The organism is Pelagicoccus albus (assembly GCF_014230145.1).
In the GTDB taxonomy this organism is placed as follows: domain Bacteria; phylum Verrucomicrobiota; class Verrucomicrobiia; order Opitutales; family Opitutaceae; genus Pelagicoccus; species Pelagicoccus albus.
The window spans coordinates 1-11,885 of record NZ_JACHVC010000011.1; the positions used below are offsets into that span (position 1 = coordinate 1).

General features: G+C 45.7%; 21 protein-coding genes. All 21 read right to left on the reverse strand.

What is annotated here, in order from left to right; all coding sequences use genetic code 11:
- Window positions 1–23 precede the first annotated feature (23 nt).
- Window positions 24–542, reverse strand: a complete 519-nt coding sequence (locus tag H5P27_RS09650; protein WP_185658692.1) for a hypothetical protein — start codon at window positions 540–542, stop codon at window positions 24–26.
- Between the two features lie 160 nt (window positions 543–702).
- On the reverse strand, window positions 703–975 hold the full coding sequence (locus H5P27_RS09655; protein WP_185658693.1) for a hypothetical protein: 273 nt from the start codon (window positions 973–975) through the stop codon (window positions 703–705).
- 39 nt (window positions 976–1,014) lie between these two features.
- Entirely contained in the window at window positions 1,015–1,410 is a 396-nt protein-coding gene (locus tag H5P27_RS09660; protein ID WP_185658694.1) for a DUF6334 family protein, read from the reverse strand.
- Between the two features lie 373 nt (window positions 1,411–1,783).
- A complete protein-coding gene (locus H5P27_RS09665) occupies window positions 1,784–2,317 on the reverse strand; it encodes a hypothetical protein (RefSeq protein WP_185660200.1) in 534 nt (177 codons plus the stop codon).
- Between the two features lie 20 nt (window positions 2,318–2,337).
- Window positions 2,338–2,787 carry a hypothetical protein gene (locus H5P27_RS09670; protein ID WP_185660201.1) on the reverse strand — a complete coding sequence of 150 codons (450 nt, stop codon included), beginning with the start codon at window positions 2,785–2,787 and terminating at the stop codon, window positions 2,338–2,340.
- A gap of 32 nt (window positions 2,788–2,819) precedes the next feature.
- Window positions 2,820–3,335: a hypothetical protein gene (locus tag H5P27_RS09675; protein ID WP_185660202.1), complete on the reverse strand. Its 516-nt coding sequence runs from the start codon at window positions 3,333–3,335 to the stop codon at window positions 2,820–2,822.
- 145 nt (window positions 3,336–3,480) lie between these two features.
- Window positions 3,481–3,792, reverse strand: coding sequence for a hypothetical protein (locus tag H5P27_RS09680; protein WP_185660203.1), 312 nt, complete (start codon window positions 3,790–3,792; stop codon window positions 3,481–3,483).
- 392 nt (window positions 3,793–4,184) lie between these two features.
- A complete protein-coding gene (locus H5P27_RS09685; RefSeq protein WP_185660204.1) occupies window positions 4,185–4,667 on the reverse strand; it encodes a hypothetical protein in 483 nt (160 codons plus the stop codon).
- Between the two features lie 29 nt (window positions 4,668–4,696).
- On the reverse strand, window positions 4,697–5,212 hold the full coding sequence (locus H5P27_RS09690; protein WP_185660205.1) for a hypothetical protein: 516 nt from the start codon (window positions 5,210–5,212) through the stop codon (window positions 4,697–4,699).
- Window positions 5,213–5,298: 86 nt separating this feature from the next.
- Complete coding sequence (locus tag H5P27_RS09695) at window positions 5,299–5,592, reverse strand: hypothetical protein (RefSeq protein ID WP_185660206.1); 294 nt, start codon at window positions 5,590–5,592, stop codon at window positions 5,299–5,301.
- A 33-nt stretch (window positions 5,593–5,625) separates the two neighbouring features.
- Window positions 5,626–6,141, reverse strand: a complete 516-nt coding sequence (locus tag H5P27_RS09700) for a hypothetical protein (protein ID WP_185660207.1) — start codon at window positions 6,139–6,141, stop codon at window positions 5,626–5,628.
- 132 nt (window positions 6,142–6,273) lie between these two features.
- Window positions 6,274–6,630, reverse strand: a complete 357-nt coding sequence (locus H5P27_RS09705; RefSeq protein ID WP_185660208.1) for a hypothetical protein — start codon at window positions 6,628–6,630, stop codon at window positions 6,274–6,276.
- 35 nt (window positions 6,631–6,665) lie between these two features.
- Complete coding sequence (locus H5P27_RS09710; RefSeq protein ID WP_185660209.1) at window positions 6,666–7,376, reverse strand: hypothetical protein; 711 nt, start codon at window positions 7,374–7,376, stop codon at window positions 6,666–6,668.
- Window positions 7,377–7,648: 272 nt separating this feature from the next.
- Window positions 7,649–8,113: a hypothetical protein gene (locus tag H5P27_RS09715; RefSeq protein WP_185660210.1), complete on the reverse strand. Its 465-nt coding sequence runs from the start codon at window positions 8,111–8,113 to the stop codon at window positions 7,649–7,651.
- A 355-nt stretch (window positions 8,114–8,468) separates the two neighbouring features.
- Complete coding sequence (locus H5P27_RS09720; RefSeq protein ID WP_185660211.1) at window positions 8,469–8,948, reverse strand: hypothetical protein; 480 nt, start codon at window positions 8,946–8,948, stop codon at window positions 8,469–8,471.
- Window positions 8,949–9,090: 142 nt separating this feature from the next.
- Window positions 9,091–9,369 (reverse strand): hypothetical protein, encoded by a 279-nt coding sequence (locus H5P27_RS09725; protein WP_185660212.1) that lies wholly within the window; start codon window positions 9,367–9,369, stop codon window positions 9,091–9,093.
- Window positions 9,370–9,406: 37 nt separating this feature from the next.
- A complete protein-coding gene (locus H5P27_RS09730) occupies window positions 9,407–9,835 on the reverse strand; it encodes a hypothetical protein (protein WP_185660213.1) in 429 nt (142 codons plus the stop codon).
- A gap of 89 nt (window positions 9,836–9,924) precedes the next feature.
- Window positions 9,925–10,248, reverse strand: a complete 324-nt coding sequence (locus H5P27_RS09735) for a hypothetical protein (protein WP_185660214.1) — start codon at window positions 10,246–10,248, stop codon at window positions 9,925–9,927.
- A 142-nt stretch (window positions 10,249–10,390) separates the two neighbouring features.
- Window positions 10,391–10,714 (reverse strand): hypothetical protein, encoded by a 324-nt coding sequence (locus H5P27_RS09740; RefSeq protein ID WP_185660215.1) that lies wholly within the window; start codon window positions 10,712–10,714, stop codon window positions 10,391–10,393.
- Between the two features lie 67 nt (window positions 10,715–10,781).
- Entirely contained in the window at window positions 10,782–11,285 is a 504-nt protein-coding gene (locus tag H5P27_RS09745) for a hypothetical protein (protein ID WP_185660183.1), read from the reverse strand.
- A gap of 33 nt (window positions 11,286–11,318) precedes the next feature.
- Window positions 11,319–11,870: a DUF308 domain-containing protein gene (locus tag H5P27_RS09750; RefSeq protein ID WP_185660184.1), complete on the reverse strand. Its 552-nt coding sequence runs from the start codon at window positions 11,868–11,870 to the stop codon at window positions 11,319–11,321.
- Window positions 11,871–11,885 lie beyond the last annotated feature (15 nt).

An 11,885-nucleotide genomic window follows, 5' to 3' on the forward strand; every position in this document is an offset into this window, starting at 1 on the left:
AACGTGGAGGACATACGCGAGGATCAGCGCGGAGCGCTGACCGGAGTTGTATGGTCCGTCTGGTTCACCCTTCTTTTTTCGTAGGTTGTTTGGTCGAACGACATGTTCTCTAAGCCAATCGCTAAGTCCCGAACCTGTTCTTCGCTGGATCCCCAAATCCATAAGTGGAGCTTTAGCTCTGTAAAATGCGGTGAATGACGGTAGGGAACCAATGCTTCCCATATTACTGAGTGTGAATCGAGATCAGACTCAAGCCAGTCGATTCGTGTCGAAAGCAAAGTAGTCGAATCTTTCTTTTTTCTATTCTTTTCTTCGAAGTGGGGATGGGTTCCGAAATAGATGCTAACTCCAGTTTCGCCTTTCTCAGCTAGGTAGGTGTAGAAATCGGGCCCATCTTTGAACTTCCATTCGTAGCTATCTGGAATGCCTCCAACCGGAATTAGCTCTGGTATTTCAAAAGGAGGATTTGGATGAATAGATGCTAGCTCGCTTTTGCATCCGCAAAGTGTGACGAGAGCCAAGGCCTGTATCCAGAGTTTCATTTTATTTGGTGAACGTGAAGGTGATACGCGAGGGCCTAGATTGAACGTGGAGAAAGAGTAGGGAACGATACGTCCTTGCTGCGACCGCAACTCGGGCGCTTGGCCCGAGTTGTATCGACCGCCTGGTTAGGCCTATTCTTCTTTTCTTCCATTCTCGTAGTTAGAATTCTATCACGCATTTTCCTGAATCGTTTAATCTACGGTTGTCGTCTTTCATTCGGTCAACCAGATCTTCTTTTCTTTCGTATTCCTTTGTTTCTGGATCGCCCTCGTGTGGTCGGTATTCGTAGATAAACGAATCTTTCTTTTTGGTAATCGTAGCACAGTGTTGCTCCGCGGGCCTTGCATCGAATGGCCAATAGAAGATCCCAAACTGCTGTGGTGCTGTGTCCACAATCGAAGGATAGTCTTTGGGAAATGCTCCAATGGTCATTTTCTATTTTCTGCCTAACGTGAAAGCCATACGCGGAAGTCAGCGCGGAGCGCTGGCTGGAGTTGTATGGGCTGACTGGTTCACCCTAACTTTTTCGGACTTGTGAATTTCGATTCCTGAAGCGATCGAGATGAACTCATAGCAGTAGGTTTCATCTTCTTCTGATTTCATTTCAATTCTTAGTCCATCAGTGTAGCCCTGCTGATTCGTGAGTATCCAACTCCAAGTCACGCGAAAGCAACCTGCTAGAATGGGTGGTTCTGTTCGTTCCTTTCTTTCTTCTTTTGTGATTACTATCTCGTCAAACTCAGGTTCGCAACTGATGAGAAACTCCGCCTCTTGAGTCACTAGGACCGCACGCTCAAAACGAGTAGGCATCTCTTCGCATGGGATTCCATAGATCGCTTCGATAGTCTTGAATTCCGGAGTATTCATTTTCTGGTGAACGGGGAGTACATACGCGAGGGCCTAGATGGACCCTTTAGCAAGAACTCGGGGTTGAATTGCGCTTGGGTGTTCTATAACTCGGGTGCTTGGCCCGAGTTGTATGAGACGGCTGGTTCTCCCAAAATTTCTCTCTTCAATGCAGGAGGTTCGCGCGTCCAAATCTGGAATGAATAAAGAAAAGACCGTCATGTTAGATTCCTTGTCGTATGATGAAGTCTGATACGCCGATGTCGAAAAAATCGTCTGCTGGCCTTGTCTGTTTCGTTCGTTAGAAGTGAGGTTGATCTGTCGTGTTAGCACTGGATGTGGATGATGCCGCCTTCGATTCGAGAATCGTTCACTTATGGAGAACGTCGAGGTCTCACGCGGAGGTCGGCGCGGAGCGCTGACCGGAGTTGTGAGAACCGTCTGGTTCTCCTTTCATTTTCTTCTTCAAAATATCGATCATTTTACCATGAACCGATATTCGGAAAAATTCTGCGGGTGTGTAGGTGAATAGGATAAGGTCGTCGGCTGACTCCAAGTACAGGCCTAAGTAGGCTGAACCATTCTCCATAGCGGGGTTGCGAATGAACTCTTCTAGAATCGCTGAACTAATCTGTAGTCCAGATAGTTTTCGTTCCCAATCTAGTTCTGACCAAGCATCGTCCTGGTCTTTTATGTAGAATCCATTCCATTCTTTTGATAATTCTTCTATCCAGGCAAACAACGTATCAGTTCGTGTCATTCCGAATCGTTGCGTCCATGATGCTGGAACGCCAAAACCGTCGATCATGGTGGCGATGATTGGCCATGAGAGACCCGCTTGATACAGGTCGAACCGATCTGTTTCATTCCATTTTTGGAAGAATCCAGTTTTTGCGTCGATCAGGTCAGCTGGAATGGTTTTCTTCATTTCTTTGGAGAACGTCGAGGTCAGACGCGAGCGCTTGCGCTCGTTGTCTGCACCGACTGGTTCTCCCAATCTTTTTTCAGTAGTTTCGTGAATAGAAGGCCGATCGTTAATGCTGGAATGCTGCCAAAGAATGCCAACCAGAACATGGGTTTGTAGATGTAGTCGTAGATGTCGTAGTCTCCATAAATCACCATCGTTGAGATGGATCCAATCAAGCACCCAAACAAGAATGCGCTCAACATGAAGAGAGATCCGTTTCGATATCTTAATAGTTTATTTGATAACTTGAATCCGACCAATTCAGCGTAGATGACGATGCCAACGTAGCCAACAATTGTTTGCGGGTAACACATTTCCGCTATCTCAATCATTCCTTTCCAACCGAGGAGTACCCTGCAGACAAGAAGAACGCCAAAAAATGATACCAACAAGGTAATGGCGTAGTTCTTTCGGATGGTTCCTATTTTCATTTTTTGGAGAACGTGAAAGCCATACGCGTAGGTCAGCGCGGAGCGCTGGCCGTAGTTGTATGGGCTGACTGGTTAGCCTCTCTTTTCTTTTTTGCAGCTTTTACTCCCGTACTCAAAATCTTCATAAAGTTCTTCTGATCCTCTTTTTGAATACGGTTCCAGATGATTTCGTATGGATCGTGGGGGTTGCCGATCTCTTCGATCAATAGCTTCTCAATGTTTAGACCTTTTCCTCGATCCCAGTAATAGTTGCGAATCTTGTCGTACTTGATCGTGAATGAGAAGAAAGGCCTCTTAATCCATAGCTTTTCATCATCGAGTTTGTAAGATGAACGAAGCTTCAGGTAGAGCACCAAATAGATGATTCCAGCGAGAATGACTCCGACTTCCATCAGAATGATTCTTTTTTCGGAGCCTTCAGCCCGAGGAAAATCGGAAGGAATCAGTGGGATAAGTGGAATAGCAATCGCGATGAGAATGAAGGTGCCTAAAACGATGAAGACGTTTTCACCCTTCTTAAACCTCATCTCTTGGATTTCGTATTCCATTTCTTGTGGCTAACGTAGAGGTGATACGCGAGGGCCTACAGGCCCGTTGTGAAAGAGGTTGTGTAGCTACGTCCTTGCTGCGTCCACAACTCGGGGCGCTTGGCCCGAGTTGTATCGACCGACTTGTTGGAAATCCTTTTCTCACTCATGATTTTGAATACAGAGTTTTTGCTGCAACGACCATTCCACCGATGGTCAAGAAAATGGCGGTCACGACCATCGTGAATAGAAATCGCTCACGTGAAATCGAGTAGTATAGTTCGAGCGCCTTGGCAAATCCGTATCCAACCAGGAGAGCGAAAATCGCTAGAGTAAGTGTGATGAAAACCAATGAGAAAAAGCGTATGAAGAATTGCGATACTCGGTCGGACTTAGCTTCCGCGCTTGTTTCACGCAAAAAGCTTCTAGTCGATTCCGCACAATGACCTTTCGGGTTATCTCTTCTCGTGCTTTTCATATTTCTTCCAACGCAGAGGCCATGCATGGAGGCCTCAGTTGGGGTTTAACTTAAATTAGGGGTTGATTTGTCACAGGTCGGATTGAAAGGGCGGGCGTTTGCCGGAATTGAATGGGCCGACTTGTTAGCCTCTTGTAGGTAGTCTCCAAAGCCTCCATCCACAAGTTGGTTTAGTTCGAATGCTTCGGGCCTTGTAGCTTGAACGTAAGGTTAGGGTCCTTCGCCTGAAACCGAAGCTTGAAATGACTAGGTCAAGAAGTTCTACCGTCTGTTCGGGATGCTGCATCCTTCGATTAAGTAGACCAATTTCCATAATTATATTTTCGGCTAACGTGAAAGCCATACGCGTAGGTCAGCGCGAAGCGCTGGCCGGAGTTGTATGCGCTGCCTGGTTAGCCCTTATCATATTTGTCATTTATTGCATCTCGGAGCTTTTTGATTCCCTTTCCGATCGGTGGTAGTTTGGCTTTTATCCCGGTCTTTCCTACTTCTACTGTTCCGCCTGAAAAAATGACTGCTATAGTTATTGCAGAAATAGCACCACATAGAACGATCTCTAGTGGACTGTTTTTGTTTATTCTAACTAGTTTGAGAATGTCTTTTTCGAAATATCCATCGTGCCAATCGGGATCGTAGCGATATCGTGGGTATGGAAAAGGGCGAGCTGCACGAACGATGTGCTCTCTTCGTAGTCTTTCCGAAATTTGGTAGTATTCTTCTGGCGTAGGGTTCCACTCCGATTTCTCTTCGAGCAGGAGTTCGACGGCCTTGTGAACGGTGCGGAAGTGCATAAGGTACGACCCCAAGAGGCTTACCGGAATGTCATCATCACCTTCGAAATTTAAGGTATAATTTTCTGTGGTTGTTGGGGCCATGGTTTTATTTTTTGGCTAACGCAGAGCTCTCACGGCGTGCGCTTGCGCACGTTGTGAGCAGCGTCTTGATATGCTAATTTCTTTTTGTAGTAAATCGGTCGAAGTATCGAAATCAAAGATACGATAGCTATACCGGCTCCAAGGAGAAGAACGCCTTCTAGCGAATCGCCAATCAGTCCGAAGAACGACTCGTTTTCAAACATCGCCCTCCCTAGATCCAGCATGCCTAGCCCTGTGATCCCCACGGTTAGCCTTAAGAGCCAGAACTCGAAATTGTCGATGTCTTCATTCATTCTTCCTGCCCCTTTTTTCTGTAGGATCTCCACGATGAAACCGAATGAGATGAACACCCAGAATCCGGCCCAAGTGATCCCCATGAATGAATCTGTGAAACTCTCAAAGTCTGCTCCTCTAATCATGATTCCTTCGGCGTACGATAGGAAGTACGGTCTCAGCACGTAGAACGCTTGAATGCTTAGCAAGAAATAGCCGACAAGAAAGGTTAGTCTGAGAATAGGGTTTCTGGGGTAGATCGTAAGTCTCATCTTTTCTTCATATCGTCGAGGTGATACGCGAGGATCAGCGCGAAGCGCTGACCGCAGTTGTATCGACCGACTGGTTCTCACTAATTTTATTTATTCTTCTCAGCGGATTCATTTTTTAATAATTTGTGCAGCCAAGTTTCTATTCCCATCTTTTCTTCGAATTCATTTTTGATTCTGGTTCTGGATTCGAGCAGCACCTCTCCGTAATTTGTTTTGAAGGGCTCAACCATTGCCTTCTCAAGTAGGCCTTGGATTTTATCTAGAACGATCAGTTCGGATAGATCAGAGAAGGTAACTTCTTCTTTTTCTTCGTTATGGCTTAGCCACTCGAACAGAACTATCAAATCGTCGGATGTAAGTTCGTGTAACGGCTGATTCATTTTTTTTGAGAACGTGAAGTCCATATGCGTAGGTCAGCGCGGAGCGCTGGCCGGAGTTATATGGGACGACTGGTTCGATATTTCTTCAATTACTTTCACCACGTGTTCATGAAGCTCGGCGATCTTCTTTTTGGTGTGCTTCCAAAGCAGAAATCTGAGTGATAAGACCAGAAGGGTACAGACAAAGAGCTCAATGGATGGAATCGATGTGAATATCGAAATGATAGTGAGTACAACTAGTGCGGAAAGTAGGGCAAGATATGAGATCAGAACGATGTGGCCTAATCCACCGAGTGATGTCTCAACTCGTAATTTCTCTTCTTTCTCCTGAATCGTTCCAGTCGAAAAGGCTCTGAGTGCGTTTTCACCGTAGCTTGGGAAACTCAGATAGAATCCTTTTTTGGATACGCTTCCTTCAAGTTCGTGGGATGGTGAGTCGAGTCTCGATAGCTTCAACTTTCCGACGACTCCTGAAAGTGCGGAAAACAGTGTCTCCGCAGAAATGGGGAGACTCAGAGTTTCAGACTTTCGGGGCGTCATGTATTTCATTACTTGATCGAACGTGAAGTCCATACGCGAGGGCTTCAGTGATGGTTGTGGGTAAGGTGGGGGTTGGAAATGTCCTTGCTGGTTCCACAACTCGGGCGCTTGGCCCGAGTTGTATGGGACGACTGGTTCACCCTATTTTTCTTTGGTTCTTTTGTGCAACGCGATGATTTCATCTTGGTAGGATTCAGGTTCTTTTTGTATCAGGATGTTTCGTACTCCCGTAGCAAAATCCTTCGCTTTCTTTAGATCTAATCCTTCGATCTGAAAAGGCATCCAATCGTCGTTCAGTGCGTCTTCGAATGATTCGATCACTTCAATCACTAGCTCATATTCTTTTGTTCTTCTGTATTTCTGATAGGTCTTTCCATCGTTTATTCGAACTGCCAATTCATCGATTCTTCCTGGCATCGGGGTGTCCTCGTCTTTCCATCTCGGTGATTCGATGATCTGGTCCAAAGTGGCGATGAAGTGGTCGACTGGGGAAGTCATTATTTTTTGGTGAACGTGGAGGACATACGCGAGGATCAGCGCGGAGCGCTGACCGGAGTTGTATGGTCCGTCTGGTTAGCATCTTCCTTACCTTCCTTTTCCTCGACTCTTTCAGTGGTCAGGTCAATCGTGTTAGCGGCTTCCATTCTGCTTCGCATCTCTTCCAATGTTACAGGGGGTAGTCCATCTCGTTCTAACATCGCATTGTAAATCTCCAATCCAATTTCCGTGAGCTTGTCCATTCTTACGTCGTCTTCATCTAGCCAATATGCTGCGTTATTGGTGAATTCCATAGCCCTCTCGTATCGACCATCCTTCATAAGCTGATCGATCAGAATGCGGTGCTCGTAATAGCTTAGATCATTCCTGTCTGATTTTGTAGGCTGTGAGTCACTACGTAGCGTGAAAAAGATTCCGACAATCACAAGTGTGCAGAATAGGCCAGAGAGGGCGTATATCTCGTCGCCTGCTGTCTTGTTCGATTTCGTGTAAGCTATTGCACATATGACGATAACTACCGCCATAACGACCATAAGAAACAGGCCCACAAGTGAACCAAGAGTTAGGGTCTCTTCCATTCGGAACTCGATTCCTGATACTAATCCAAGAATTGTTCCTGCTGTGAGTCCGTAGACTGTGTAAATGACCTTGTCTCGTAACTCTCTCTTTTCTTTGAATTTGTCGCCAACTTGAATGAGCAAGCCAACAATGGAAGCTAGGGATGATATTAGGGCTAGTATGCTCATTTGTTTATTTTGCTAACGCAGAGGCCATGCATGGAGGCCTCAGTTGGGGTTTAACTTAAATTAGGGGTTGATTTGTCACAGGTCGGATTGAAAGGGCGGGCGTTTGCCGCCTTGTAGCTTGAACGTAAGGTTAGGGTCCTTCGCCTGAAACCGAAGCTTGAAATGACTAGGTCAAGAAGTTCTACCGTCTGTTCGGGATGCTGCTTCCTTCGATTAAGTAGACCAATCTTCATAATTATATTTTAGGCTAACGTCGAGGTGATACGCGAGGATCAGCGCGGAGCGCTGACCGCAGTTGTATCGACCGCCTGGTTCACCTTTTCTTTGTTTTTCTTCGGGTTGAAGTGCTCTTCAGGTAGATTCTTTCCTTTGGTGTTCCACCAGCTTCTCCATGCTTCTTGGTCGAATCCGAAATCCTCTCCGGTTTGGGCTTTTAGTGCATCATGTAGGTGCTTCCAAGTGCAGATATATCCTTCATTCTTTTCTTCAGCTTCCTTGATTGCTTCGTTAGCTTCGGTGAGGTCGTCGATAAGAAAAGGGACAGATTTTTTCATTCCGTAATCTATCAATCGTGCGTATCCATTGTGAAGAGAACCTTTCAGTTCGGAATCATTCTGCTCACGGTGCATGACGACGTCGATGGATAGTTGATAAAACTCTTCCTCGGTTATTCTGGCGCTTGCGATTTGCTGTAGGCTCGCGATTGCAACTGCGAATATGATCGTGGCGAGTTTCATTTATCTTTGGTGAACGCAGAGGCCATGCATGGAGGCCTCAGTTTGGGTTTAACTTAAATTAGGGGTTGATTTGACACAGGTCGGATTGAAACGGCGGGCGTTTGCCGGAATTGAATGGGCCGACTTGTTAGCCTCTTGTAGGTAGTCTCCAAAGCCTCCATACACAAGTTGGTTTAGTTGGAATGCTTCGGGCCTTGTAGCTTGAACGTAAGGTTAGGGTCCTTCGCCTGAAACCGAAGCTTGAAATGACTAGGTCAAGAAGTTCTACCGTCTGTTCGGGATGCTGCATCCTTCGATTAAGTAGACCAATTTCCATAATTATATTTTCGGCTAACGTCGAGGTGATACGCGAGGATCAGCGCGGAGCGCTGACCGCAGTTGTATCGACCGACTGGTTCTGCCTATTTTCTTTTAAGCTTTTGAATCCTTCTTTACCCGAATATAGAGTAAAGCTGCCAATAAACGGAAAGGGCTCGTCGTCAACAATCGTCATAATCTGATAGTTATATGGTCCTAGGGTGAAGGCTTCTCCATCTTGCCGCGAGATGGTGAATTCCAGAAATGCTGTTTCGGTTTGCTCTATCTTTAACTCTGGTTTCGAACCGTCGCTCGCTTCAAGGAAAGTGTCTACATGGCTTCTTTCCAACGTCGATTTACCGTGAAATGGCCTATGGAAGATAAACTTAATATTCTTTCCGTCTTCGCAGCTAAACAACGGTAGATAATCGACTGACGCCTCTGTATCCAAGATGACTGTATCCCCAAAAGGATTCTTATCGCATCCAAGTAGTGCTAGCATGGGGATGAGTACGACGGTTGTGATGTTTAACTTCATCTTTGCAGAACGTCGAGCTCAGGCGACAAGGCCTAGGTTATCGTGGAAACTTCTGAGGTGGTTGAATTTCGTGGGGTCGCATTGAAAGAGGCGGGCGTTTGCCGCAGTTGCCTGGAGTGACTGGTTATGGACAATTCTTTGTTTAGCTTTCAAACCAGTATTTCCTCATCTTTTCTAGAAGCTCTTTTTCGATTGGGTAGCCTGATTTCGATCCAATGACTGAATCAATGCCGCACCTAGGGCACATCGCTGTTGTTCCTTCTCCGTCATCGCCTTCATCAGTCCATTCCTCGATATGCTTGGGTTCGAACGTTTCCAAGCAGAAGAAACAGCCACAAACCTCGCTTGCTTCGATTTCTTTTCGATGGTTCGCAGAGTTCTTGTGAGCTTGGGTGATCCATTGGTCCTTAATGTAGGTCATTATTTGATACCCATAACGTGAAAGCCATACGCGGAAGTCAGTCGCGGAGCGACTGGCTGGAGTTGTATGGGCTGACTGGTTGGACTTTCTTTTCGTTGGTTCTTGATAGTGATTTTGCGACCTTCATTTTGGGGACTTTCCAAAGCATAAGTCCTACCCCGATCAAAATACATAGGAAAGTGAATACGGTGTAGTTCAAATTCTCATCTATCCATTTTTCCATACCTTCGGTCGTTGCAGCCACTATGATCGGAATGAAGAAAGTAGTGAGAATGATTAGAAAGTAGGGAGCGAAAAGGAGAAAGGTCAGCCCGAGCAAAACCATGCATACAATCAATAGTTCGGGTATGAATGCAGATACGAGCAGAGTTGGGAAAATCGCGAGGAAACAAAGAAAACCGAGTTGTCCATTCTCGTTCTTGGGAAACGGGATTGGATTCAGAAGAAACTGTTCGATTTTGCTCACTACTTTATTTTGTCCAACGCAGAGTTCATACGACGTAGGTATCGCGGAGCGATGCCGGAGTTGTATGAAACGACTTGTTGGGGTTAATTCTATCTTTCATAGATTCTGACTAGGTTTGTCTTGAATGCAGGATGTGCCACTTCGGAGAACCAAATCTTCCAGTCTCTAAACCCATCAATTCGTTTTGGAAGCTCGTTAATCAATTCGTTCCATTTCGGATCCTCTTCGTCTAGCTCGATTCCTTCGTTCTTATCTTCTTTGGATAGTTGGAGGCAAATGAGGTCATAGTTCAGGAGGTCTCGTTTGAATGCGTTGGCAGTGTGGAACTCAATCCAGAGTAACGTTTCCTTTTTCGATTCGTGGAGATAGTCGATCCCGTAGTTTGTGATTTCGGATATTCGGGTGACTATCATTTTTTCTCCCCAACGCTAAGACCATACGACGAGGCCTAGGCTTGGCCTCCATGTCTGAGGTCGTTGATTTCTAAAGGTTCGTAGTCAAAGAGGCGGGCCTTTGCCGAAGTTGTATGCGTCGCCTGGTTATGCCAAATTTCTTTCATTCTTTTCTTGGTTTCTCGTATTGGATTTCCAAATCAAATCCAAGAAATCCAGAACTGATAATGGATTCCATAACTACTCCTTCATTGCTTCTGTAGGTGAGTTTGAATACGAGGCGAGATGCTGAGGGATCCTGCCCCATGTCGTCCGTGTATCCATAACGAGTGTCCTGTCTTAAAGTGATGACTTCCCAGTTTCTTTTCCTCGCAAATGCTTGGATTCTTTTCTTCGAGAAGTATGCGGGCGCATCGCTGAAGTTTATGATAAACAGTACAGATGTGCCGACTAAAATCAGGATTCCCGCTATCAATTCGTAATTCATTTTTGCATAACGCTAAGGTCTGGTGACGGCGGCGTTAGCCGACGTTGCCAGCACCGTCTGGTTAGCTCTAGTTTTTAACTTTTCCATTCTCAATTTGAAGAGTTGCGATGGATGAAAAATGGGTGCCAAGACTGGTGAAACCTAGTGAACCATCGTATTCAGAATCATCATATTTCATGAATGTGATGTATCTCCCATCTTTAGGTCTAGGCATCTCGTATTCTTCGTTTTTCTTGAACCACGCATCCAAATCAATCTCGGTCGTTTCAGTCTCTCCTGGCTTTAGGTTGCTGAAATCGGGTACAGACGCTTCGGTCTCTCCAACGAAAAAGACTTTTGTCACTTCGTCCTCTTCGTTTATTAAATAGAGTCGATACCCCCAATACTGGTCGCCATTCGAAGTACTCTGGTTTCGGTAGTAGCTAATTTCTCTTTGAGATTGGTTCGACCATCGAACAAATGCTGATCCAGCATCGAAACTTAAGTCCATGCTTACGTCTTCTATCGCCGACAGTCTCACGAAGAGTGTAGTCAGGGTAAGGGGCAGAAATGCCAATTTGGGGATCTTCATTTTTTTAGCTAACGTGAAAGCCATACGCGTAGGTCAGCGCGGAGCGCTGGCCGGAGTTGTATGGGCTGACTGGTTAGAATTCATTTTTGCATCTTCGGAGTTGAAGCGTACTGCGTAATGATTGCACAGGTCGATGACATGCTCGTAGACCTCCGCTTTTTTCAACTCTTCGATTCTGAAGTATAGGTTTGGAGTCGCTTCGCACGAGATTCGAAGCCAACCGTCTTTTTCTTCCCAAACCGACGCCATCGCCCAATCCACTCGGATATCGAGTTTATCGCAGCTGATCCGAAGATCTCTATCGTTCACTTCATAGGTCACTTCGCCTTGGAGAAACTTCGAATTTGTAAACCAACGATTGAAAGTTCCTGCGCTCTTCTTTCCTAGAAAGAAAGCTAGACCAACGAGAAGTAGGATCGCTACTCCGATTACTATCGTGTACGGAGAAAGCAGGCAGACTACGCCAATCAGAATCGCTAGCGTTAGTCTTAGTGGCTTGCTTTTCCTCGAGAAGAGTCCGGTCAAATACACGTACTCTTCTCGTGTGAAGGTATGAGAATGCGTGTATCTGAATTTTGGGGTCATTATTATTTTCTAACG